Source organism: Micromonospora sp. NPDC047762, assembly GCF_043204655.1.
Classification (GTDB): domain Bacteria; phylum Actinomycetota; class Actinomycetes; order Mycobacteriales; family Micromonosporaceae; genus Micromonospora.
The window spans coordinates 474,008-495,635 of record NZ_JBIDCQ010000003.1 but is presented as its reverse complement, the minus strand read 5'-3'; the positions used below and the strand labels follow the sequence as shown (position 1 = coordinate 495,635).

The following is a 21,628-nucleotide window of genomic DNA, read 5'->3' as shown; positions in this document are numbered from 1 at the left end:
CGGGCAGCCCAGGCTCAGTGCGGCGCCAGCTCAGGGCAGCCCGCGCAGGGGCAACCCCCGGCTGGCCAGGGCAACCCCGGGTGCTCAGGGCAGCCAGGTAGGTAACGGTTCGCGGGCGGCCAGCCACTGCGCGGGCACTCCGCCGGGGGTGCCGACGCCGGTGTGCGCCGCCACCACCGCTCCGGCGATGGCCGCCGTGGTGTCCACGTCACCACCGGCCCGTACGCACGTCTCGATGGCCGCCGGATAGTCGTCGAGGTGGGTGGCGGCCACCCAGAGGGTGAACCCGACGGTGTCCTGGGCGGTCACCCGGGAGCCGTTGCCGAGCTCCGCCACCACCCGGGGCAACGGCCGGCCGAGCAGCCCGGCCGCCCGGTGTACGCCCCGATGCACCTCGGTGCCCGGGTCGAGCGCGGCGGCGATCCCGGCGAGGAGCCGCTCCGGGGCCGGCCGGTGTCCGTCGAGGCGGGCCCGGGCGGCCAGCGCGGCGGCGACGGCGACAGCGACCGCCCCGGCGATCCCCTCCGGGTGCGCGTGCGTCACCTCGGCGGACGCGCGCGCCTGTGCCGCGGCGCGCGCTGTCGAGTCGGCGAAGTACGCGCCCAGCGGGCCGACCCGCATCGCCGCGCCATTGCCGCAGGAGCCCTGCCCGTCGAAGGCGGAGGCGGCGGCCAGCGGCCACGGGGTGCCGGCGCGGATCAGCCCCAGGATGAGCATCGCGCCCGCGCCGTAGCCTCGTCGCTCGGTGCATCGCTGCGCGAAGGAGAGGGCCAGCCGGTCCCGGTCGATGCCGGCGGAGTCGGCCAACTGGGCGAAGACCGAGCAGGCCATCTCGGTGTCGTCGGTCCATTCCCAGGGCACCGGCGGCAGCGCGTCGGCGGCGAGATCCACTGGCGCCGGCACCGGCAGGAAGTACTGCGCGCCGAGCGCGTCACCGGTGGAGAGACCGGCGAGGCTGTCCCGGGCGAGCGCCAGGCGGGCATCGGCGAACAGGGTGAACGACATCGTCGTACCAGCTTGCCCGGTCGCCAGGCACGCCGCAACGCGATCAACTTGCCAGGCCAAGTACGGTCTTGTCGTGGCCTCCGTGCTCCTGGTCGAAGACGATCACGTCGTACGCGGCGCGATGCTGCGGTCCCTCACCGACCGGGGGCATGCCGTGCACGCCGTGGGTACGGCGTTGGACGCCCTGCGTCGGGTGGCCGCGGAGACACCCGACCTGGTGGTGCTCGACCTCGGCCTACCCGACCTGGACGGCTCGGACGCGCTGCGGATGTTGCGCGGCATCACCGACGTTCCGATCATCATCGCCACCGCCCGCGACGACGAGCAGTCGGTGGTCAAGCTGCTGCGCGCCGGCGCCGACGACTACATGGTCAAGCCGTTCACCGGCGCACACCTGGATGCCCGCATCACCACAGTGCTGCGCCGGGCCGGCCGGGCCAGTCGGTCCGTGCAGCCCGCCGTGCACAGCGTCGGCGGGCTGCGGGTGGACGTGGGCGAGCGCAGCGCCCAGCTCGACGGGGAGCCGCTGGCGCTGACCCGCAAGGAATTCGACCTGCTGGCGTATCTCGCCGCACGACCTGGGCGGGTAGTGTCCCGCCGGGAACTCTTGGAGGAGGTATGGCGGCAGCCATCGGTCGGCGAGGATCAGACAATCGACGTTCACCTGTACTGGCTCCGCAGAAAGATGGGCGAGTCCGCGGCGAAGCCGCGCTACCTGCGCACCGTGCGGGGGGTCGGATTCCGGCTGGTGGCACCGGACTGAGGACGGCGCTGGCCCTGCTCACGGCCGGCATGTGCAGTCTCGTCGCGCTCGCGTTCCTGATCCCGCTCGGGCTCAGCCTGCGCGAGCAGAGCCGGGACGAGGCGATCGCCGACGCGGCCCGGCGCAGCGCGCTGGTGACCGGCGCGCTGGCGGTCAGCACCGACCCGGCGGTCGTCGAGCGTGCCATGGTGGCCAGCGCCGAGGGCGCACCCACCCGGCCCGTGGTGCACGGGTTGGGGTTGGACGAATCCGCTGGTCGGGCCAGCGGCAGCGACCTGGACCGGGCCCGCTCCGAACGCCAGTCGCTCGTCGTCGACGTCGACGGGGGTGTGGCCCGGCTCGACCCGGTGGTGCTCGGTGACCGGACGGCAGTGGTCGAGGTGTTCCTTCCGGAGTCGACGCTGGGCGAGGGCGCCGGCGGCACCTGGTTGCTGCTGTTCGCTGTCGGCGCGGCGATGGCCGGCGCGGCGGTGCTGGTGGTCGACCGGGTCGCCGCCCGCGCGGTGGACTCCACCCGCGGTCTGGTCAAGGCCGCGCTCTCCATCGGCGACGGCGACCTCGGCGTACGCGTCGAGCCGACCGGTCCGCGCGAGCTGGCCGAGGCCGGGTACGCCTTCAACCGGATGGCGGACCGCCTGGACGCCGCCCGCACCGACGAGCGGGAGTTGGTGGCCGACCTGTCGCATCGTCTGCGTACCCCGTTGACGGTGCTGCGGTTGGACGCGGAGGCGTTGGAGTCCGACGACACCAGCGTGGGTTCGTTCAGCCCGGCGGAGTTGGACCGGCTGCGTGGGATCCGGCGGATCCGGCAGGCGATCGTCACCCTGGAGGGTGAGATCGACGTCCTGATCAAGACCACCCGCAAGACGGTGGCACTCGAGGCCGGGCCGGCGATGTGCGACGTCAGCGAGGTGGTCCGGGACCGGATGGTGTTCTGGGCGGCGTTGGCCGGCGACCAGAACCGGCCGCACCGGGTCAACGGCGCCCAGCTGCGCATCCCGGCACCGGTGCCGCGGGCCGAACTGGCCGCCGCGCTGGACGCGGTCATCGGCAACGTCTTCCGCTACACCCCGCAGGGCACCGCGTTCGAGGTGGCGGTGTCCCGGCGCGACGGTTACGTGGCGATCCGGATCGACGACGCCGGCCCCGGCATCGCCAACCCGGACCGCGCGCTGCGCCGCGGCGCCAGTGACCAGGGCTCGACCGGGCTCGGGCTGGACATCGCCAAGCGGGTCGCGTTGCAGGCCAACGGCTCGGTGAGCATCGACCGCGCCCGGCTGGGCGGGGCCAGTGTGGTGATGCTGCTCGCCGACCCGGAGGCGACGCCCCGGCAGGTCAGCCGCTTCGGTCTGGTCGGTCGGATGGCCCGCGACGCCCGGGACACGAAGGCCACCGCACGTCGCTGGCCCCGCCAGCGCCCCACCGACGACTGACCCGGCCGGGCCCGGGGCTGTGCGCCGGCGCAAGTCTTCCTTAGATCGCGGTTAACGACCGCGTTGGATCGGTCGTGGGCTGACAGGATTCAGGGCACGAACCCACCAGTTCCACCGGCCGAGCGCACCACGCACCCACGGCCGGTGGAGCCGCGCGCGCGGCGGGAGTCACAGGTCCCCCCACACCCACGCTCCCGCCGCGCGCCCTGCTCAACCAACCGGCCCGGCCGGCACCCGAGCGGCCGTCCAGCTCAGCCGGCGGTGCCGAGGTACGCGTCGATCTCGGCGAGGATCCGCTGCTGGCCGGCGGCGTCCAGGAAGGACGCGGTCACCGCGTTGCGGGCAAGCCCGGCCAGGCCCTCGGCACCGACACCGAGCAGGCGGGCGGCCACCGCGTACTCGTCGTTGAGGGTGGTGCCGAACATCGGCGGGTCGTCGGAGTTGATGGTGACCAGCAGCCCGGCGTCGACGAGCTGACGCAGCGGGTGCTCGTCGAGGGTGGCCACCGCCCGGGTCCGCACGTTGGACGTCGGGCAGACCTCCATCCCGATCTGCCGCTCGGCCAGGTACGCGAGCAGCTGCGGGTCCTGCGCGGCGGAGATGCCGTGCCCGATCCGCTCGGCACCCAACTCGTTCAGCGCGTCCCAGACGGTCTGCGGCCCGGTGGTCTCCCCGGCGTGCGGCACCGAGCGCAGCCCGGCGGCGCGGGCCTGGTCGAAGTAGGGCCGGAACTGCGGTCGGGGTACGCCGATCTCCGGGCCGCCCAGACCGAAGCTGACCAGCCCGTCCGGGCGCTCGTCCAGCGCGATGCGCAGCGTCTGCTCGGCTGCCGGCAGGCCGGCCTCGCCGGGGATGTCGAAGCACCAGCGCAGCTCGATGCCGAAGTCGGTCAGGGCGCGCCTGCGGGCGTCCTCGATGGCCTCGCAGAACGCCGGCGCGGGAATGCCCCGTCGGACGTGCGAGTACGGGGTGATGGTCAGCTCCGCGTACCGGACCTGTTGGCGGGCCAGTTCGCGGGCCACCTCGTGGGTGAGGATCCAGACGTCTTCCGGGTCGCGGATGAGATCCACGACGCTCAGGTAGACCTCGACGAAGTGCGCGAAGTCGCGGAACTCGAAGTAGCTGGCGAGCGCGTCCGGGTCGGCCGGCACGGGAGTGCGCCCCTCGTGGCGCGCCGCCAACTCGGCGACGGTCCGGGGCAGGGCGGAGCCGACGTGGTGCACGTGCAGCTCCACCTTGGGCAGGCCGGCGATGAAGGTGGACAGGTCGGTCACGGATTCTCCTGGGCATGGTCGCCGGTGCGGGCGACGACGAAGACGCGGCGGAACGGGAAGTACACCTGACCCTGCCGCACCGGGTACGCCGCGGTGAGCCGTACTCCCAGCTCGGCCCGGAAGGCGGACCAGCCGGCTGCGTCCAGTGCCGCCCGGACCGGGCGCAGCGCGGTGCCCTCCATCCAGGCCAGCACCGGGTGCTCGGCGGCGGGTCGAGCCGGCAGCAGGTGCACGTAGGTAGTCTCCCAGGCGTCCACCGCGCAGCCGACGGCGGTCAGTAATGCCGCGTAGTCGGCCGGGTCGTCGACCGGGTCCGCGCGCAGCAGCGGGGCGACCTCGGCCCGCCAGGTCGGCCGGTCGGCGACCTCCCGCAGGGCGCGGTGCGAGTCGGCGGCGAAGTTGCCGGGGACCTGCATGGCGAGCCAGGCGCCGGCGGGCAGATCGGTGGCCCAGCGGCGCAGCAGCTCCTGGTGGCCGGGAACCCACTGCAGGGCCGCGTTGCTGACCACCACGTCGTCGTCGCCGGTCGGACGCCAGTCGCGCAGGTCGGCGACCGCGAAGTCGACCGGCGCGCCGAGGGTCTCGGCCCGCTCGATCATCTCGGCTGAGGAGTCGAGGCCGCGCACCCGGCTACTCGGCCAGCGCTCGGCGAGGACGGCGGTGAGCTGGCCGGAGCCACAGCCGAGGTCGACCACCGCCCGGGGGCGCTCGGCCGGGATCCGGGCGAGAAGGTCGTGAAACGGCCGGGATCGCTCGTTGCCGAAGCGCAGGTAGGTCGTCGGGTCCCACATGGTCGCCTCCCAAACCGTACGTACGTACTGCTGACAGTACGGCTCGCGTGGCAGGGTGGCAACCCGATCACTAGGCTCGGGGCATGGAACAGCGCAGCTTCAACCGGCTCGGCCGGACCGTTGGCGCGGTCGGCCTGGGCGCGTGGCAACTCGGCGCCGACTGGGGCACCGTCAGCGAGGACGACGCGATGGCGGTGCTCGCCGCCGCCGTGGACGCCGGGGTCACCTTCCTCGACACCGCCGACGTGTACGGCGACGGCCGCAGCGAGCAGCTGATCGGCCGCTTCCTGCGCACCCGACCCGACGCCGGGCTGACCGTCGCCACCAAGATGGGCCGCCGCGTCGAGCAGCGGCCGGAGGCGTACACCCTGGCCAACTTCCGGCAGTGGACCGACCGCTCCCGGGCCAACCTGGGCATGGACACCCTGGACCTGGTCCAGTTGCACTGCCCGCCCACCGAGGTCTTCGCCTCCGACGAGGTCTTCGACGGTCTGGACACCCTCGTCGCCGAGAAGGCCATCGCCGGGTACGGAGTCAGCGTCGAGACCTGCGACCAGGCCCTCACCGCGATCGCCCGACCGGGGGTGGCGAGCGTCCAGATCATCCTCAACGCGGTCCGCCACAAGCCCCTGGAGCAGGTGCTGCCGGCCGCGGCGGCAGCCGGCGTCGGCATCATCGCCCGCGTGCCGCTCGCCAGTGGCCTGCTCTCCGGCCGCTACGACGAGCACACCGAGTTCCCCGCCGACGACCACCGCAACTACAACCGGCACGGTGCCGCCTTCGACGTCGGCGAGACGTTCTCCGGGGTCGACTTCGATCGAGGTCTGGCCGCCGTACGCCGGCTGGCCCCACTCGTCGACGCGGACCGCACGATGGCGCAGTTCGCCCTGCGCTGGGTGTTGGACCAGCCGGGCGTCACAGTGGTCATCCCCGGTGCCCGCGACGCCGACCAGGCCCGACGCAACGCCGCCGCGGCGGACCTGTCCCCGCTCACCGATGAGCAGTTGGCAGCCGTCCGCGACACCTACGACGAGCTGATCCGCCCGCAGGTGCACGACCGGTGGTGACCCGCGCGCCCGGGGTGCTCGCGTCACGCCATCCGGCCAGCGATGCTGGACGGCGGCGCGCCGCCCCGGGCGGCGGAGAGGGGACGCGATGAGAGGTTGGCTTCCGCTCACCCTCGGCCTGCTGGCCGTGGTGATCGGTGCGGTGTGGACTGTCCAGGGCCTCGGCTACGTCAGTGGCAGCGTGATGACCGACGAGAAGATCTGGGCGGTGATCGGCCCGATCGTGACGGTGGCCGGGCTGGTCGTGCTCTGGCTCGGCCTGCGCTCGCGTCGACGCTGACCGCTCGCCGCAGCGGCGAGCCTGAGCAGGCGAAAGCCCCGCATCCCAACCGGATGCGGGGCTTTACCGTGACCCGTGAGCCGGGTCGTCCCACTGGCCGGCGGGGGCCGGCCGTCCTACTCAGATGGGACGGACCTGCTCAGCCTGCGGGCCCTTCTGACCCTGAGCAATCTCGAACTCCACCCGCTGGTTCTCCTCCAGCGAGCGGTAGCCGCTGGTCTGGATGGCCGAGAAGTGGACGAACACGTCAGCACCCCCACCATCGACGGTGATGAAGCCGAAGCCCTTGTCAGCGTTGAACCACTTCACGGTTCCCTGAGCCATGTGTATCTCCCTCGAAAAACTGGCGGCCGTGCACGCCGTCCGGCCGATTGGCCGTTTTTGAGCAGCGGTGCCTGAGGCGGCCCCACGAAGGAGACTTCTCTCAACCCACGCCATCTCGCAACAGCGGGGACCAGCAAATCACGGAGGTAAAAAGTCTGTCACGACCTCTCCGACGAATTTCTCCGACATGTGACCTGACGGATGCCTCAGGCGCGCTGGGCGGCGTGCGATGCCATGCGAAAGCCCCCTTCCCATCGATGCGGGAAGGGGGCTGAAGTCGCTGCTGGTCAGTCCGGCCAACTGCCGGTCATCCGGCGTACCCCGACCGCGCCACCCCGGTCCACGGCGGCCCGGACGACAGCGAAGATGGCCCCCTGCAACGCCGCGGCGGCCAGGATCTCGCCCCAGCCACGATCCTCGTCGGTCGCGTTGGGCGCCTCACCGTCGCCCGCGGTGACCTTCCAGACCTGCCGGAAGATCGCCCCGGCCACCGTGCCCGCGGCGATACCCAACAACACGCCGACCGGCCGGTACGCGACCCTGCCGATTTTCTTGCTCACCGACGCCTCCCCCGCACGATCATCAGCACCACCACGGTGGCCACCGCGCCGGCCGCGATGGCCGCCCACGGCACCGGGTTTCGGCGCACCAACTCGCTCTTGTCGTACGCCTGTGCGCGTACCAAGCCGCCCTTTTCGTATGCCTGCGCCCGCGCCATTCCGGCGCCACGCGCGGCCTGTCCGCGGACCCGAGCGACGGTCTGCGCCGCCTGCTCCCGCATCCGCTCCTTGGCCTGCTCGGCGGACTCCTTGAGACGCGCCTTGACGTCGGCCTTGGCGGCCAACGCCTCCATCGTCTCGCCCAACTCGACCCGGGTGCGACGGATCTCCTCGCGGAGGGCCTCCGTGTCGCCGGTCCCGTTACCGGTCATTGCCGCCCCCTGTCCTTCACCGCGGCGGTGACGGTGTCCATGTCTGCCCGGAGGCTACGGACCGTGGCCGCCGGCACCGGCGGGACAGCACGGCTGACCTGCTTCTTGCCCACCAGGGCCAGGATGCCGGCCACCAGGAAACACGCCACCGCCACGATCAGCGCCGCCGCCCAGGCGGGCAACACCAGGTCGAGCAACAGGATCGCCGTGGCGACCAGCGCACCCAGACCGAAGAAGGCGAGCGCGCCACCGCCGCCGAACAGGCCGATCCCGATGCCCGCGTGCTTACCCTTCTGGGTCAACTCCGCTCGGGCCAGCGTCAGTTCGTCCCGTACGAGGCGGGAGATCTGCTCGGTGGCCCGCTGCACCAGCTCGGCGGTGGAGGGCTCGCTCCCATTCTGGGATGTGCGGGCTTTCGCCACGTCAGCCATGCTGTCCTCCTTTCCTCATCACCGCGCTGTATGCCCGAAGTCGTCGCTCGTCAATCCTAAAGCGCGCCAGCCAGCTCACCGTCCCGCTTGTCCGGACGCCGCGCCGCTGATCCGCCGCCAGCCGCCACGATCACGCCAGAGACGTCAGGCAGCACATCCCCCACCCAAGCCCAACCAAACCTCCGAAACCAACCACCCACCCCCTCTCCCCTCCCCCTGCTCCCACCCCACCCCTACCGCAGCGGTGATCATGAGGTTGGCGGGGACAAACCAGGCGCGCCCACCCGTCAACTCCATGATCGTCGAGGTCTGTCGCGCAAGGTCGCGCTCGATCCTGGTTGTAGTGGCCTCGACGGGGATGGAGGCCACTACAACCAGGAAGTTGCACGATCTTGCAGGGCAGGGCAGGGCAGGGCAGGGCGGGGCGGGTGGGGTGTCAGGGGCGGGTCTCTTCGGGGCCTACGAAGGCCTCGCTTCGGGCGTCGCCGTCGTCGCTGCCACCGAAGACACGGGCGTCGTCGGGCGCCTCGGTGTCGGACAGGCGGCGGGCCGGCCGCCTCGGCTGCACCCACTGCCAGGACAGGTTGCTGTTGGCGTCGCCCAGCTCGGTGCGGAGCCGCGGCATCGCGGTCGGGCGGTTGTCCCGGATCCAGGCGACCAGGTGCTCCCGGACGAGACAGCGCAGGTCCCACAGGCTGCCGGCGTCGGCGGCGCTGACCAGCGCGCGCAACCGGACCGTCCCGCCGGTGGCGTCGGTGACCTGCAGGACGCAGACCCGGCCGTCCCACAGTTCGGTGCCCTCGACGAGGCGGCGCAGCTCCTCGCGCATGGTCTGCACGGGCACCGCCCAGTCGACGTCGAACTCGGCGGTGCCGAGCACCGCCGCCTCCGTCCGGGTCCAGTTCTGGAACGGCTTGCTGGTGAAGTACGAGGTGGGCAGGATCAGCCGACGGTCGTCCCAGATCTGCACGACGACGTAGCTGAGAGTCAGCTCCTCGATGCGGCCCCACTCCCCCTCGACAACGACGACGTCGTCGAGCCGGACGGCATCGCTGAAGGCGAGCTGGAGGCCGGCGAAGACGTTGCCGAGCAGGCTCTGTGCGGCGAGCGCGGCCACCACACCGACCACACCGGCCGAGGTCAGCACACCGGCGCCGATGCCCCGCACGCTGGGGAACGTCATCAGCATCACGCCGACGGCCAGGATGACGATCACCGCGATCGTCAGTCGGCGGAGCATCACCACCTGCGTCCGTACCCGTCGGGCGTGCCGGTTGTCCGGTACGTCGACCCGGAACCGGGCCAGCGCGGTGTCCTCCACGACGACCAGCAGGCAGGCGACCAGCCAGGCCACTGTGGCGATGACGCCGAGGATGAGCAGGTGCAGCAGGAGTCGGCGCCAGCTCTCGCCGACCGCGTACCCGGTGCTGAAGCGGACGGCGAACTGCACGGCCAGGACCGTCGCGGCGACCTGGAACGGGCGGTGCGCGTGGTCGGTCAACTCGGTCAACAGCAGTGACCCGCGGCCGAACCGCCGGGTCAACCGGTGGACGAGCTCGACCAGGAACAGGGCGACCGCCGCCGCGACGAGCGCGGCGACGGCCGTTTCGAAATAGTTCTGCACGGCTTCGGTTGCTTCCCTTCGATCAAACGACGGGCACTCCGGGCAAAAGCCCAAGAGTGCCCGTCATCCTCAGAATCGACCAGCTCAGACCTTGCGGTACCGGGACTGGAGGAAGCAGTAGACGCCGAAGGCGGCGATGCCGAGGGCGACCAGGGTCAGCAGGAACGTGCCGTACGACTGCTCCTGCAGGGTGTGCAGCGCGGCGTCCAGACCACGGGCCTTCTCCGGGTCGTAGTTCACCGCCGCCACGATGACCAGCAGACCGGCGATGCCGTAGGCGACGCCCTTGGCGATGTATCCGGCCATGCCCAGGCGGCGGGCGAGCTGGCGGGTCTTCGGGCTCATCTCGCCGGTCTTCAGGTGCTTCTCGAACTTCTTGAGCGCGCCGTAGATCACCAGGCCGACACCGATGGCGGCGAGCACCAGCCCAGCCAGGCCGACCAGCCAGCGGCCACCGGTCGAGGTCATCAGCTTGCCGGTCAACGCCTCCTGCTGGTCGGCGCTGTTGGACCCCGCGTCCTTGAAGACCTTGAAGGCGGTCCAGGCGAAGTAGAGGTAGACGATGGTCCGGCCGGTCGAGGCGACCCGTTCCATGACCCGCTCCTTGCCGCGCTCGGCGCGGTGCCCGACCGCCGCCTCCAGCGCCTGCCAGATCGCCATCGCGAGCAGGCCGACCGCGACGGCGATGACCAGGAACTTGCCGAGGGGCTGTGCGGAGAGGGTACGCAGCGCGCCGGACTGGTCGCCGTCGTCGGACGACGTACCGAACGCGATCTGCAACGCCAACCAGGCGAAGAGGAGGTGGACGACGCCGTAGCCGATGAAGCCGGCCCGGGCGAGGAGTTCCAACCACCGGCTGTCCGCCGTACGGGAGGCGGTGGCTTCGGCGCTACGGGTGAGTGACATGGCGTCACAATCTCCGATTCTGAAGATTCCCAAACGTCGGCCACCGCCGCCCGCGAGATCAGCTGCCCGGGTTGCGCGATACGCGAATCTTGACCTGCTGATCGGTCACGCTGTCCAGGGTGACCGCGAAGCCGCCGGCCTCTGCGGCCTGCTGGCCGGTGGTGAGGGTGAGCTGCTCACCGGCGACCTCGACGGTCACCTGGTCACCCTCGGCGCCGACCAGCTTGGCCTCGACGCCCAGGATGGTTGTCCTCGCGTCGACACCCCGCTCGAAGGTGACGGTGCAGGCGTCCAGCGCGCAGTCGGTGGAGGCGCCCTGGGAGCTGCACCCGGCGAGCACGGCGAGGCCGAGCGCCAGACCGGCGAAGAGACCGGCGGCGCGGCGGACGGGGGGAATGGGCAAGGTGGCGGGTCTGTTCGTCACCTCGCCAAGAGTACGAGACATCCGCGAGGTCGCCGCCGAACGGTGATCACCTGGCAGCCGGTAATGGCACGGGGAGCACCGGCTAGGGTCCGGGACATGCCGTTCGACATCGCCCGCACCCGGGCCGCGTACCCCGCCCTGACCGAGGGCTTCGTCCACTTCGACGGTGCCGGCGGCACCCAGACCGCGGCCGGTGTGATCGACGCGGTCACCGATGCCATGCGGTCGGCGGTCGGCAACCGCAGCGCCGCCAATGTCGCGGGCCGCCGGTCGTTGGAGCTGGTGGCCGAGGCCCGCTCGGCGGTGGCCGATCTGCTCGGCGCCGACCCGGCCGGGGTGGTGCTCGGCCCGAGCGCGACCGCGCTGACGTACACCCTGGCCCGCACGCTCGGCGCGACCTGGCGTCCGGGCGACGAGGTGGTGGTGTCCCGGCTCGACCACGACGCGAACGTGCGGCCGTGGGTGCAGGCCGCCGAGGCGGCCGGTGCGACGGTGCGCTGGGCCGAGGTCGACCGGCACACCGGTGAGCTGCCCGCGGCCCAGTACGTGGACCTGGTGGGTGAGCGGACCCGGTTGGTCGCGGTGACCGCCGGCAGCAACGCCATCGGCACCATGCCGGACGTGTCGGCGATCGCCAAGACCGCGCACGCGGTCGGCGCGCTGGTCCACGTCGACGGGGTGCACTCGGTGCCGCACGGGCCGACCGACCTGGCGTCGCTCGGGGCCGACGTGCTGGTCACCAGCGCGTACAAGTGGTCCGGCCCGCACCTGGCGGCGATGGTGGCGGACCCGGCCCGGTGGGCGGCGTTGCGCCCGGCGAAGCTGGTGCCGTCCTCCGACGCGGTGCCGGACCGGTTCGAGTACGGCACGCCGAGCTTCCCGCTGCTGGCCGGCGTGGCCGCGGCGGTGGATCACCTGGCGGGGCTGGACCCGGACGCGGTCGGGGACCGGCGGGACCGGCTCCGGGCGGGGCTGGCCGCCGCCCAGGCGCACGAGGAGGCGCTACTGGACCGGCTGCTCGCCGGGCTGGCGCAGCGGCCGGCGATCACCGTCTACGGCTCGCCGGCGCGGCGCTGCCCGACGGTCTCGTTCCGGGTCGCCGGGATGTCCCCGGCCGCCACCCAGGAGGCGTTGGGTGCCGCCGGGTTCTGCCTCTCCGTCGGCGACTACTACGCCTACGAGTACTTCCAGCTGATGGGTCTGCGCGACAGCGGCGGCGCGGTGCGGGCCAGCATCTACCACTACAACACCGCCGAGGAGGTGGACCGTTTGCTCGGCGAACTCGACGCGCTGGCCGAGCCGGCGGGGAGAATGGCCGGATGAGCACCCTGGTCGAGGACAACCCGGCGAAGCACCGCTTCGAGATCCTTGTCGACGACGCGCTGGCCGGCTTCACCGCGTACCTGCCGCGCGGGGAGGTGCTGGTCTTCACCCACACCGAGGTGGACCGGAGCTTTCAGGGCAAGGGGGTGGGCGGCGCGCTGATCCGCGGCACCCTGGACCAGCTCCGGGCACGCGGCACGACAGTGGTGCCGCAGTGCCCCTTCATGGCCGCGTTCATCGACAAGCACCCCGAGTACGCCGACCTGGTCGCCGACCTCCCGTAGCGCGGGCGGTCAGCGGGCGCCGGTGAGCACCTCGGCGGCGGCCCGTCCACTGGCCCGGGTGGCGCCGTGGGTGGCCAGGTGCACCGCCCCGGTGACCAGCTCGGGCACGCCCAACTCGACCACGACGGCGTCCGGCCGGGCAGCCAACGCGCGGTGCACGGCGGCCCGCATCCAGTCGTGCCGGTGCTGGTCACGGACGACCAGGACCAGGGGGCGGCTGCCTGCCCCGGCGCCCGGGTCCGCCGGCACGTCGGGTTCGGCGTAACGGACCGTGCTGGTGCCGGGCAGCAGCTCGGTCAGTGGTCCGCCGATGCCCCACGGGGTCTCGGCGCCGATGGCGATGTTGCGCGGCGGCTCGAACTCGACGACGTGTGCCGCGCGGGTCAGGGGCAGCGCGACCGTCGTACCCGGGGCGGCGGTGACCCGGACGGCCCGGCGGGCGGCGACCAGCCCGACGTCGGCGGCGGCGCGCGCTCCGGCCGAGCCGGAGTTGCGGGCGGCCACCGTCCAGGCGGCGAGTTGACCGACGCGCTTGGCGGCCTCGGCGAGACGTTCCTCGGGCAGCTCACCGGAGACGACGGCGGCCACGATGGCGTCGCGCAGCTCGCGGGCGGCCTGCTCGTCAGCCCGTTCACCGCCGATGCAGACGGCGTCAGCCCCGGCGGCGAGGGCGCGGACAGTGGCTCCGGCGAAGCCGTACCGGTCGGCGACCGCGCGCATCTCCATCGCGTCGGTGACCACCACACCGGAGAAGCCCAGTTCGTCGCGGAGCAACCCACCCAGGATGCGCTGACTCAACGTCGCCGGCAGGTGCGGGTCGAGGGCGGGCACCAGCAGGTGACCGGTCATCACCGCCTGCACCCCGGCGGCCACGGCGGCGCGGAACGGGGCCAGTTCGCAGGCGTCCAGCCGGTCCCGGTCGGCGGTGATCCGAGGCAGGTCGTGGTGTGAGTCGACCCGGGTGTCGCCGTGGCCGGGGAAGTGTTTGGCGCAGGCCGCGACGCCGCCGGCCTGGAGCCCGCGGACCCAGGCGGCGGTGTGCCGCGCGACGAGCACCGGGTCGGCGCCAAAGGAACGGACGCCGATCACCGGGTTCGCCGGGTTGGAGTTGACGTCGGCGTCCGGGGCGTAGTTGAGGGTGATCCCCGCCGCGGCCAGCTCGGCGCCGAGGTCCCGGGCGACGGCCTCGGTCAGCCCCGGGTCGTCGACCGCCCCGAGGGCGAAGTTGCCGGGTCGGGAGCTGCCGTGCACGGACTCCAGCCGGGTGACGTCACCGGCCTCCTCGTCGATCGCCACGATGACGTCCGGCCGTTCGGCGCGCAGCGTCGCGGTGAGGGCGGTCACCTGCTCGGTGTCGACGACGTTGCGGGCGAAGAGCACCACCGAGCCGAGACCCTCGCCGAGCCAGCGGCACACCCAGGGCGGTGGGGTGGTGCCGACGAAGCCGGGTTGCAGGACGGCGGCGGCGAGCGCCGAGAGGTGCCCGTTGGACGTGGTCACGCCACTCCCTCGCAGGGATCGAGATCGATCACCGGCGACGATGCGCCCCCGTCGATCCGCTGGTTGCGCTCGCTCATGCGGCCCCCGTACCCCATCTCTCGCGCGCCCTCGGCGCACCGCCACCGGCAGGCGGTTCTGCCATGGTCACACTGAGCGATTCAATAGTCAATAAACCTTACAGTTGCCTGGCGGGCCGCTCCCCGGGGAGAGTGCGGGGATGGATCCCGTCCTGCTGGCCGACGCGACGAGCCCGGCCGACATCCCCGGCGTACGCCTGCTCGGCCTGGTGGTCGGCGCTCTGCTGCTCCTCGCCGCGATCCGGGCGATGTTCGGGCGACGCTGACCCGCCCGCGGCGAGAACCGGTGTGACCGTGCGCCGCCGGGGTACGGCTCTCCCCATCAGCAGGTCCGCGTGCCGAAGGGGTAAGCCATGAAGATCGGATATTTTCTGTCCAGTGAGGAGTACACGCCCGCCGAGTTGCTGGCGCAGGCGCGCGGTGCCGAAGAGGCCGGCTTCGAGGCTCTGTGGATCTCGGATCACTACCACCCGTGGGTGGACGCCCAGGGTCAGAGCCCATTCGTCTGGTCGATGATCGGCGCGCTCAGCCAGGTCTGCTCGCTGCCGGTGACCACGGCGGTGACCTGCCCGACCGTGCGGATCCACCCGGCGGTGATCGCGCAGGCGGCGGCGACCAGCGCGGTGCTGCACGGTGGACGGTTCGTGCTCGGCGTCGGCACCGGCGAGGCCCTCAACGAGCACATCTTCGGCGACGCGTGGCCGCAGGCGGACGTCCGGCTGGAGATGCTGGAGGAGGCCGTCGAGGTGCTGCGCGAGCTGTGGAAGGGCGGTTTCGTCAACCACCACGGAAAGCACTACACGGTGGAGCACGCCCGGATCTACACGCTGCCCGACACTCCCCCGCCGATCTACGTCTCCGGCTTCGGACCGAAGGCCATCGACCTGGCCGCCCGGATCGGCGACGGCTACGTGAGCACCATGCCCGACGGCGAGATGGTCCGCCGCTTCCGCGAGAACGGCGGCGGCGACAAGCCGTGCCAGGCCGGATTCAAGGCGGCGTACGCGGACAGCGAGGACGAGGGGTTGCGGATCGCGTACGAGCGCTGGCCCAACGCGGGGGTGCCGGGCGAACTGTCCCAGGTGCTCCCCTCGCCACGGCACTTCGAGCAGGCCTCCGAGCTGGTCGAGCCGGAGATGCTCAAGAAGGCGTTCGTCTGCGGCAACAGCGCCGACGCGCACCTGGAGATGATCGACAAGTACGCCAAGGCCGGCTTCGACGAGGTCTACGTGGCCAACACCGGCCCGCACTACCAGGGTCTGTTCGACCTGTACCAGCGCGAGGTCCTGCCCGGGCTGCGCTGAGCCACTGGCACCCGAGCCCATGATCTTCCGAATGCGTTTCGGTTGTCCTGGGCTCGGGTACCTCCGGCCCTCGATGAAACTGTCCACGCATTCGATGACGTTGCGCCGCGCCGCCCGCAGCCTGTTCGGCTGGAACGCCCTGCGGCCCAACCAGTTGGCCGCCATGCGCGCGGTCATGAAGCGACGCGACGCCCTGGTGGTGCTGCCCACCGGTGCCGGCAAGTCGGCGATCTACCAGATCCCGGCCAGTCTGATCCCCGGTCCCACCGTGGTGATCTCTCCGCTCCTCGCCCTTCAGCAGGACCAGATCGCCTCCCTCAACGAGCGGCAACGCCCGGAGCTGCGGGCGGTGCGGATCAGCTCGAACGAGTCCGCCACCCAGCAGGCCGAGGCGCTCGCCGACGTCCGCGAGGGCCGGGCGGAGTTCCTCTTCATCACCCCGGAGCAGCTCAGCAACCCGGACCGGATGGCCGAGGTCGCCGCGCTGAAGCCGGCGCTGGTGGCGATCGACGAGGCGCACTGCATCTCCGCCTGGGGGCACGACTTCCGCCCTGACTACCTGGCGCTCGGGCACCTCATCGAGGGCATCGGTCGGCCGCCGGTGGTGGCGCTCACCGCCACCGCCTCACCGCCGGTACGCGACGACATCATCGCCCGGCTGCGGCTGCGCGATCCGGACGTGGTGGTCTCCGGGCTGGACCGGCCCAACCTCTTCCTCGAGGTGGCCCACTGCCCGGACGAGGACTACCGCTGGCGACGGCTGATGACGCTGCTGCGCGACGAGGGCCGGCCGGGGATCATCTACGTGCCGACCCGCCGCGCCGCCGAGGAGCTGGCCACCCGGTTGACCGACGCCGACTTCCCGGCGCAGTTCTACCACGGTGGGATGCCGATGGGTGCCCGCGTGGAGCTGCACGAGGCGTTCCTCGCCGACCAGGTCCCGATCATGGTGGCGACCTCGGCGTTCGGCATGGGCATCGACAAGCCGAACATCGCCTGGGTGGTGCACATGGCGCTGCCCGACTCGCCGGACAGCTACTTCCAGGAGATCGGCCGGGCCGGGCGCGACGGGCAACCGGCCCGGGTCCTGCTGCTGTGGCGGGCTGAGGACGTGGGCCTGCAGCGGTTCTTCAGCGGCGGTCTGCCCGACGAGAACGAGCTGCGCGACCTGGCCGCTCTGCTGCGCAAGAAGGCAGCCACCAAGACCGAACTGCGCGAGACCACCGGCCTGGGGCCACGCAAGCTGGGCCAGTACCTGTCCCTGCTGGAGCAGGTCGGCGCGGCCGAGCCGCGCGCCCGGCAGCGCATCGGCGCCCCGCGCTACTCCCCCGCCGCGGTGGACGCCGCCGCGGCGGCCCTCGCCGAGGCGGAACGCCAGCAGACGGTGACCCGGTCCCGGACCGACATGATGCGGGCCTTCGCCGAGACCAGGGCCTGCCGGGGGCAGACCCTGCTGGCCTACTTCGGCGAGCAGATGAGCGACGTCTGCGGGCACTGCGACAACTGCCACAGCGGCACCAGCGTGGCCGACCAGGGTGCGGTCGGGCCGTTCCCGGTGCACAGTCAGGTGCGTCACCCGGAGTGGGGGCCGGGCATGGTGCTCTCGTACGAGGAGGACAAGATGACCGTCCTCTTCGAGGAGGTCGGGTACAAGACGTTGTCGGTGCGCGTGGTGTCCGAACAGGGCCTGCTGACCCTGGACTAGCCTGACCCGGGCGCCGGTTGCGGCCCCGGTGGATCGACAAAGCAGAGCACCGATTGACCAAGAAGAGCAGGGCGGAAGGGGCGTTGTCGTGATCGAGCAGCCGGCGTACACCGGGTTCGGTTTCTCCGACGAGGAGTGGGGGCTGCTGGTCGGCCTGCCACAGTCGGTGTTGACCGCGGCGAGCGCCGCCGAGTCCGACGGCACCCGCCGGACCATGGCGGAGAACGCGGCCGGGCTGGAGACCATCGCCGCCGGCCGGGAGTCGGCCAGCCCGCTGGTGGTCGCCGTGGCCGGCGAGATCGTCACCCGGGTCGGTGACCCGGAGGCCGGCGAGGAGCTGCCGGTCATCGCGCCCGCCGACCCGGGGGCGTACATCGACGACGTGCTGTTGCGGGCCGGCGAGGCCGGCGCGTTGCTGGCCGCGCGGGTCGACGAGGGCGAGGCCGGCGCGTACAAGCACTGGCTCGTGAAGATCGCCGAGCAGGTGGTGGGCGCCGCGTCCAGCGGCGGGCTGCTGGGCATCGGCGGCGAGTCGGTCAGCGACTCCGAGCGGCGTTTCCGCGACCGCCTCGCGCACGTGCTCATCGACTGACCGACGACAACGAGGTGTCGGCCGGACCGGTCGGCTCGGCGGCCAGCGCCGTGGAGTCGGCCGGTCGGACGCCGCGCAGCGCGACCAGCGCGGTGAGCGCGCCCAGCAGCATCACCGCCATGGCGGCGTACGCGGCCAGGTGCAGCCCGTCGGTGAACGCGACAGCGGCGGCGTTCCGCACCGCGTCGGCCAGCTCCGCCGGCAACCCCTGGGCGACCGCGAGCGCACCGCCCAGGGTCTCCTGGGCCGCGTCGGTGGTGTCGGCGGGCAGCCCGGCCGGCAGGCCGTCGACGATCTCGCGGCGGTAGACCGCCGCGCCCACGCTGCCCAGGATCGCCATCCCCAGCGCACCGCCCAGCTCGCTGCTGGACTCGGTCAGCGCCGAGGCGACACCTGCCTGCTCGGGCGGTGCCGCGCCGATGACCAGCTCAGTGACGAGAGACATCACCATCACCAGGCCGGCGGCGTAGACACTGGCGCCGACGAGCAGCAGCCACAGCGGCGTCTCCGGGGTGACCCGGGTCAACACCACGAAACCGACCACGGCGATTCCGAACCCCGTACCGATCAGGTACGCCCGTTCGACGCGCTGGGCGAGGGCGGCCGCGGCCGGCGCGACTCCGCCGACGGCGAGGGACGGCACGAGGCTCCACAGTGCCGCCCGCAGCGGGCTCAGGCCGAGCACCAGTTGGAGGTGCTGGGTGGTGAAAATGGCGAAGCCGACGATGGCGAACATCGCCAGCAGGTTGACAGCGAGCGATCCGGCGAAGCCGCGGCGGCGGAACAGCGTGAGGTCGACCATCGGGTACGCCTGGGTCCGCTGCCGGTGCAGGAAGAGCGCCCCCACCAGCAGACCGCCGACGATGGCGAGGACGCGCGCCGGGCTGAGGCCGTCCCGGGCCATCTCCTTGATGCCGTAGATCACCGGCAGTAGCGCGCCGAGCGACAGGGCCGCGCTGACCAGGTCGAACCGCCCGGTCGCCGGGTTGCGGAACTCGGGCACCAGGAGCGGCACGAGCAGTAGCAACATCAGCATCGCCGGGATGTTGATCAGGAAGATCGAGCCCCACCAGAAGTGCTCCAGCAGGATGCCGCTGAGCACCGGCCCGATCGCGATGCCGCCGGTGAGAGTGGCGGTCCAGACGGCGATGGCCGTGCCGCGCTGCTTGGCGTCGTGGAACATGTTGCGCACCAGCGCGAGCGTCGAGGGCATCAGGGTGGCCCCACCGACGCCGAGCACGGCACGCGCGGCGATGAGCGTCGCGGTGCTGTCGGCGTACGCGGCCAGCAGCGACGCCGCGCCGAACGCGGTGGCGCCGATCAGCAGGAGCCGGCGTCGGCCGATCCGGTCACCCAGGGCGCCCATGGTGATGAGCAGCCCGGCCAGCACGAAGCCGTAGATGTCGAAGATCCAGAGCTGCTCGGTGGCGGTGGGGCGCAACTCCGCGCTGATGAACGGGACGGCGAAGTAGAGCACCGACACGTCCATCGAGACCAGCAGCAGCGGCAGCATCAGCACGGTGAGCCCGATCCACTCCCGTCGGCCCGCCCGCGGTGCCGGTGTGGTGGTGATCGCCATGATCAGTTCTCCTTCTGCGTATGACGTACGCTGTTATGCGTAGACCATACGCAGAACTAGGATGGCAGGGCAAGGAGGAAATGTGGCGGCGAAGACAGACGACGGCGGGCCCGTACTCCCGCCGGCCATCGAGAGCGCGTGGGGGCTGCGGGAGCGACCACCCAAGGGCCCCCGGCCGGGAATGAGCGTGCCCACCATCGTGGACGCCGCCGTACGCGTGGCCGACGCCGACGGCCTGGCGGCCGTCTCGATGAGCCGGGTGGCCAAGGAGCTGGGCGCCGCGACAATGGCCCTCTACCGGTACGTCGGCTCGAAGGACGAGCTGCTGATGCTCATGGTGGACACCGGGTACGGCCCGTCCCCCGGCCCACCCGCGCCGGAGGACGACTGGCGCGCCGGCCTCACCCGGTGGGCCTGGGCCGAGCACGAGGTGCTGCGGCAACGATCCTGGCTGCTGCACGTGCCGATCAGCGGCCCACCGATCACGCCGCAGCAGCTCGGCTGGATGGAGGACGGGCTGCGCTGCCTCGACGGCACCACGCTCGGCGAGGGCGAGAAGATGTCGGTGCTCCTGCTGATCACCGGGTACGTCCGCAACGAGGCCACCCTCATCTCGCAGATTGCCGAGGGCAGCCGGGCGGCCGGCGTCGAGGCCAGTGAGATGATGCCGGCGTACGGTCGGCTGGTGGCACGGCTCATCGACCCCGCCCGCTTCCCCGCGCTGCACCGGGTGCTCGATGCCGGCGTGCTCTACCAGGACGACAACCCCGACGACGAGTTCGCCTTCGGCCTGGACCGGATCCTCGACGGGGTCGAGGCGCTGATCCTGCGTCGAGCGGGCTGAGGGAGTCCGATGCTGCCGAGAGACACCATCGACACCACGGTCCTGCCACCGGGCGAACGGTTCGGCATGTGGCTGGACCTGGTGGCGCGCACCTCGGCGCCGCTGCGCATCCAGTCCGCGCACAGCGACGACTTCGCCGCCCGCGCCGACTTCATCGCGCTCGGCCCGATCCAGCTGGTGCAGTACGAATACCCGTCCCTGGACGCCACCCGGACCCGGAAGCTGGTCCGTCAGTCCGACCCGGAGTTTTACATCCTCGCCCTCACCACCGGCGGCATCGGCACATCCAGCCAGGACGGTCGCCGCAGCGAGATCCTCGCCGGCGAGTTCACCTTCTACGACGGGTCCCGACCGCACGACGTCTGCCACCACGCGACCGAACCCGAACGGGCCAAGGCCACCTCGATCATCACGCTGATCCCGCACGCCGCCCTGCCCCTACCGCCGCAGCGGATGGCAGCCCTCTACGGCGGCCGGATGTCCGGCAGCGAGGGGATCGGGGCGTTGCTGGCACAGTTCCTGCTCCAGGTCACCGGGCATCCCGAGCAGTACCATGCCGCCGACGCCAGCCGGCTCGGCGCGGTGGGCCTCGACCTGGCCACCACCATGCTCGGCCGGCACCTCGTCGCCGAGGACGCCGTGCCCACCGAGGTCCGCCGCCGGGCGCTGCTCACCCAGGTGCAGTCGTACATCCACCGCCACCTCGGCGACGCGACCCTCGGCCCGCAGGTGGTCGCCGACGCCCACCACATCTCGGTGCGGTCCCTGCACCGGTTGTTCGAGGCCGAGGACACCACAGTGGCGTCGTACATCCGGGAACTGCGGCTGGCCCGGTGCCGGCGCGACCTGACCGACCCGGCGCTGCGCAACCAGCCGGTGCAGACCGTCGCGGCGCGATGGGGCTTTTCCGACAAGGCCCACTTCAGCCGGGCTTTCCGGGCCGCGTACGGCACCACCCCGCAGGAACACCGCGACAGCCGCTCGGATCTGGCGCGGATCGTCAACCGCCGGGCGTCCACGGTCAACTCGCTGCCGGCAGACTGACACCAACGCGGCCGGCCATCACCTGGTGGGCCGCCAACGGGGGCCGTGGCGAGGCGCCCGCCGCGCGAGCGGCGGGCGGCCGCCCGGTGGCACCCCGCTCAGGCCCGAGGCTCCGGCTCCGTC

Annotated in this window: 24 protein-coding genes; 12 read left to right on the top strand and 12 right to left on the bottom strand. The window is 72.1% G+C overall.

The features are described 5' to 3' along the window. Positions 1 to 84: 84 nt before the first annotated feature. The gene (locus ACGF3C_RS13085; RefSeq protein WP_393221618.1) at positions 85 to 1,005 is read right to left on the bottom strand and encodes an ADP-ribosylglycohydrolase family protein; all 921 of its coding nucleotides are present in this window, start codon (positions 1,003 to 1,005) and stop codon (positions 85 to 87) included. Between the two features lie 73 nt (positions 1,006 to 1,078). Between ACGF3C_RS13085 and ACGF3C_RS13080 the strand changes: the two genes are divergently transcribed. Next, entirely contained in the window at positions 1,079 to 1,768 is a 690-nt protein-coding gene (locus tag ACGF3C_RS13080) for a response regulator transcription factor (protein WP_091401712.1), read from the top strand. A 29-nt stretch (positions 1,769 to 1,797) separates the two neighbouring features. After that, a complete protein-coding gene (locus ACGF3C_RS13075; protein ID WP_355007253.1) occupies positions 1,798 to 3,201 on the top strand; it encodes a HAMP domain-containing sensor histidine kinase in 1,404 nt (467 codons plus the stop codon). A 251-nt stretch (positions 3,202 to 3,452) separates the two neighbouring features. Here the strand turns inward: ACGF3C_RS13075 and ACGF3C_RS13070 are convergent, their stop codons facing one another. Together ACGF3C_RS13070 and ACGF3C_RS13065 are read right to left on the bottom strand one after the other, a co-directional pair. Further along, positions 3,453 to 4,475, bottom strand: coding sequence for an adenosine deaminase (locus ACGF3C_RS13070; protein WP_357233420.1), 1,023 nt, complete (start codon positions 4,473 to 4,475; stop codon positions 3,453 to 3,455). Beyond that, the gene (locus tag ACGF3C_RS13065) at positions 4,472 to 5,266 is read right to left on the bottom strand and encodes a trans-aconitate 2-methyltransferase (RefSeq protein ID WP_357233418.1); all 795 of its coding nucleotides are present in this window, start codon (positions 5,264 to 5,266) and stop codon (positions 4,472 to 4,474) included. The genes ACGF3C_RS13070 and ACGF3C_RS13065 overlap by 4 nt, the downstream gene beginning before the upstream one ends. Positions 5,267 to 5,349: 83 nt before the next feature. Between ACGF3C_RS13065 and ACGF3C_RS13060 the strand changes: the two genes are divergently transcribed. Continuing rightward, positions 5,350 to 6,333, top strand: coding sequence for an aldo/keto reductase (locus tag ACGF3C_RS13060; RefSeq protein ID WP_393221613.1), 984 nt, complete (start codon positions 5,350 to 5,352; stop codon positions 6,331 to 6,333). Between the two features lie 88 nt (positions 6,334 to 6,421). Further along, entirely contained in the window at positions 6,422 to 6,613 is a 192-nt protein-coding gene (locus tag ACGF3C_RS13055) for a hypothetical protein (protein WP_357235836.1), read from the top strand. Between the two features lie 120 nt (positions 6,614 to 6,733). Here the strand turns inward: ACGF3C_RS13055 and ACGF3C_RS13050 are convergent, their stop codons facing one another. The 7 genes from ACGF3C_RS13050 to ACGF3C_RS13020 all read right to left on the bottom strand — a co-directional run bounded on the left by ACGF3C_RS13050 (position 6,734) and on the right by ACGF3C_RS13020 (position 11,253). After that, positions 6,734 to 6,937: a cold-shock protein gene (locus tag ACGF3C_RS13050; RefSeq protein WP_030338233.1), complete on the bottom strand. Its 204-nt coding sequence runs from the start codon at positions 6,935 to 6,937 to the stop codon at positions 6,734 to 6,736. A gap of 287 nt (positions 6,938 to 7,224) precedes the next feature. Continuing rightward, the gene (locus tag ACGF3C_RS13045) at positions 7,225 to 7,497 is read right to left on the bottom strand and encodes a DUF4235 domain-containing protein (protein ID WP_357202603.1); all 273 of its coding nucleotides are present in this window, start codon (positions 7,495 to 7,497) and stop codon (positions 7,225 to 7,227) included. After that, positions 7,494 to 7,868, bottom strand: a complete 375-nt coding sequence (locus tag ACGF3C_RS13040) for a DUF3618 domain-containing protein (RefSeq protein ID WP_357232709.1) — start codon at positions 7,866 to 7,868, stop codon at positions 7,494 to 7,496. Before ACGF3C_RS13040 ends, ACGF3C_RS13045 begins: the two co-directional genes overlap by 4 nt. Next, complete coding sequence (locus ACGF3C_RS13035) at positions 7,865 to 8,299, bottom strand: phage holin family protein (protein ID WP_030338239.1); 435 nt, start codon at positions 8,297 to 8,299, stop codon at positions 7,865 to 7,867. The genes ACGF3C_RS13040 and ACGF3C_RS13035 overlap by 4 nt, the downstream gene beginning before the upstream one ends. 436 nt (positions 8,300 to 8,735) lie before the next feature. Continuing rightward, entirely contained in the window at positions 8,736 to 9,923 is a 1,188-nt protein-coding gene (locus ACGF3C_RS13030; RefSeq protein ID WP_393221608.1) for a mechanosensitive ion channel family protein, read from the bottom strand. An 84-nt stretch (positions 9,924 to 10,007) separates the two neighbouring features. Next, positions 10,008 to 10,829: a DUF1206 domain-containing protein gene (locus ACGF3C_RS13025; RefSeq protein WP_357232713.1), complete on the bottom strand. Its 822-nt coding sequence runs from the start codon at positions 10,827 to 10,829 to the stop codon at positions 10,008 to 10,010. A 58-nt stretch (positions 10,830 to 10,887) separates the two neighbouring features. Continuing rightward, entirely contained in the window at positions 10,888 to 11,253 is a 366-nt protein-coding gene (locus ACGF3C_RS13020; RefSeq protein ID WP_357202615.1) for a hypothetical protein, read from the bottom strand. A 96-nt stretch (positions 11,254 to 11,349) separates the two neighbouring features. Between ACGF3C_RS13020 and ACGF3C_RS13015 the strand changes: the two genes are divergently transcribed. Together ACGF3C_RS13015 and ACGF3C_RS13010 are read left to right on the top strand one after the other, a co-directional pair. Then, positions 11,350 to 12,576 (top strand): cysteine desulfurase-like protein, encoded by a 1,227-nt coding sequence (locus ACGF3C_RS13015; RefSeq protein WP_393221603.1) that lies wholly within the window; start codon positions 11,350 to 11,352, stop codon positions 12,574 to 12,576. Continuing rightward, positions 12,573 to 12,860, top strand: a complete 288-nt coding sequence (locus ACGF3C_RS13010) for a GNAT family N-acetyltransferase (RefSeq protein ID WP_357232717.1) — start codon at positions 12,573 to 12,575, stop codon at positions 12,858 to 12,860. The genes ACGF3C_RS13015 and ACGF3C_RS13010 overlap by 4 nt, the downstream gene beginning before the upstream one ends. A gap of 9 nt (positions 12,861 to 12,869) precedes the next feature. On the opposite strand, the gene ACGF3C_RS13005 is transcribed toward ACGF3C_RS13010, so the two are convergent. Further along, on the bottom strand, positions 12,870 to 14,360 hold the full coding sequence (locus ACGF3C_RS13005; protein ID WP_393221600.1) for a glycoside hydrolase family 3 protein: 1,491 nt from the start codon (positions 14,358 to 14,360) through the stop codon (positions 12,870 to 12,872). 217 nt (positions 14,361 to 14,577) lie between these two features. Here ACGF3C_RS13005 and ACGF3C_RS13000 point away from each other — a divergent pair, with 217 nt between their 5' ends. The 4 genes from ACGF3C_RS13000 to ACGF3C_RS12985 all read left to right on the top strand — a co-directional run bounded on the left by ACGF3C_RS13000 (position 14,578) and on the right by ACGF3C_RS12985 (position 18,038). Next, on the top strand, positions 14,578 to 14,703 hold the full coding sequence (locus tag ACGF3C_RS13000; protein ID WP_255750123.1) for a hypothetical protein: 126 nt from the start codon (positions 14,578 to 14,580) through the stop codon (positions 14,701 to 14,703). An 87-nt stretch (positions 14,704 to 14,790) separates the two neighbouring features. Next, positions 14,791 to 15,741, top strand: a complete 951-nt coding sequence (locus ACGF3C_RS12995; protein ID WP_357202629.1) for a TIGR03557 family F420-dependent LLM class oxidoreductase — start codon at positions 14,791 to 14,793, stop codon at positions 15,739 to 15,741. A gap of 73 nt (positions 15,742 to 15,814) precedes the next feature. Beyond that, on the top strand, positions 15,815 to 17,446 hold the full coding sequence (locus tag ACGF3C_RS12990) for a RecQ family ATP-dependent DNA helicase (RefSeq protein ID WP_357233246.1): 1,632 nt from the start codon (positions 15,815 to 15,817) through the stop codon (positions 17,444 to 17,446). A gap of 88 nt (positions 17,447 to 17,534) precedes the next feature. Continuing rightward, positions 17,535 to 18,038, top strand: coding sequence for a hypothetical protein (locus ACGF3C_RS12985; protein ID WP_357233248.1), 504 nt, complete (start codon positions 17,535 to 17,537; stop codon positions 18,036 to 18,038). Here ACGF3C_RS12985 and ACGF3C_RS12980 read toward each other — a convergent pair. Then, positions 18,028 to 19,617 carry an MFS transporter gene (locus ACGF3C_RS12980; RefSeq protein WP_393221594.1) on the bottom strand — a complete coding sequence of 530 codons (1,590 nt, stop codon included), beginning with the start codon at positions 19,615 to 19,617 and terminating at the stop codon, positions 18,028 to 18,030. The two genes, ACGF3C_RS12985 and ACGF3C_RS12980, sit on opposite strands and share 11 nt — an antisense overlap. 82 nt (positions 19,618 to 19,699) lie before the next feature. Between ACGF3C_RS12980 and ACGF3C_RS12975 the strand changes: the two genes are divergently transcribed. Both ACGF3C_RS12975 and ACGF3C_RS12970 read left to right on the top strand, forming a co-directional pair. Further along, positions 19,700 to 20,461 carry a TetR/AcrR family transcriptional regulator gene (locus ACGF3C_RS12975; protein ID WP_393221591.1) on the top strand — a complete coding sequence of 254 codons (762 nt, stop codon included), beginning with the start codon at positions 19,700 to 19,702 and terminating at the stop codon, positions 20,459 to 20,461. A 9-nt stretch (positions 20,462 to 20,470) separates the two neighbouring features. Further along, a complete protein-coding gene (locus ACGF3C_RS12970; RefSeq protein ID WP_393221588.1) occupies positions 20,471 to 21,505 on the top strand; it encodes a helix-turn-helix domain-containing protein in 1,035 nt (344 codons plus the stop codon). Positions 21,506 to 21,628: the final 123 nt, after the last annotated feature.

Excerpts from the sequence above, each read along its gene's own strand:
- ACGF3C_RS13085 (WP_393221618.1), bottom strand. The coding sequence starts at position 1,005 with ATGTCGTTCACCCTGTTCGCCGATGCCCGCCTGGCGCTCGCCCGGGAC.
- ACGF3C_RS13075 (WP_355007253.1), top strand. The coding sequence starts at position 1,798 with ATGTGCAGTCTCGTCGCGCTCGCGTTCCTGATCCCGCTCGGGCTCAGC.
- ACGF3C_RS13065 (WP_357233418.1), bottom strand. The coding sequence starts at position 5,266 with ATGTGGGACCCGACGACCTACCTGCGCTTCGGCAACGAGCGATCCCGG.
- ACGF3C_RS13060 (WP_393221613.1), top strand. The coding sequence starts at position 5,350 with ATGGAACAGCGCAGCTTCAACCGGCTCGGCCGGACCGTTGGCGCGGTC.
- ACGF3C_RS13055 (WP_357235836.1), top strand. The coding sequence starts at position 6,422 with ATGAGAGGTTGGCTTCCGCTCACCCTCGGCCTGCTGGCCGTGGTGATC.
- ACGF3C_RS13050 (WP_030338233.1), bottom strand. The coding sequence starts at position 6,937 with ATGGCTCAGGGAACCGTGAAGTGGTTCAACGCTGACAAGGGCTTCGGC.
- ACGF3C_RS13040 (WP_357232709.1), bottom strand. The coding sequence starts at position 7,868 with ATGACCGGTAACGGGACCGGCGACACGGAGGCCCTCCGCGAGGAGATC.
- ACGF3C_RS13035 (WP_030338239.1), bottom strand. The coding sequence starts at position 8,299 with ATGGCTGACGTGGCGAAAGCCCGCACATCCCAGAATGGGAGCGAGCCC.
- ACGF3C_RS13025 (WP_357232713.1), bottom strand. The coding sequence starts at position 10,829 with ATGTCACTCACCCGTAGCGCCGAAGCCACCGCCTCCCGTACGGCGGAC.
- ACGF3C_RS13015 (WP_393221603.1), top strand. The coding sequence starts at position 11,350 with ATGCCGTTCGACATCGCCCGCACCCGGGCCGCGTACCCCGCCCTGACC.
- ACGF3C_RS13010 (WP_357232717.1), top strand. The coding sequence starts at position 12,573 with ATGAGCACCCTGGTCGAGGACAACCCGGCGAAGCACCGCTTCGAGATC.
- ACGF3C_RS13000 (WP_255750123.1), top strand. The coding sequence starts at position 14,578 with ATGGATCCCGTCCTGCTGGCCGACGCGACGAGCCCGGCCGACATCCCC.
- ACGF3C_RS12995 (WP_357202629.1), top strand. The coding sequence starts at position 14,791 with ATGAAGATCGGATATTTTCTGTCCAGTGAGGAGTACACGCCCGCCGAG.
- ACGF3C_RS12990 (WP_357233246.1), top strand. The coding sequence starts at position 15,815 with ATGAAACTGTCCACGCATTCGATGACGTTGCGCCGCGCCGCCCGCAGC.
- ACGF3C_RS12980 (WP_393221594.1), bottom strand. The coding sequence starts at position 19,617 with ATGGCGATCACCACCACACCGGCACCGCGGGCGGGCCGACGGGAGTGG.
- ACGF3C_RS12970 (WP_393221588.1), top strand. The coding sequence starts at position 20,471 with ATGCTGCCGAGAGACACCATCGACACCACGGTCCTGCCACCGGGCGAA.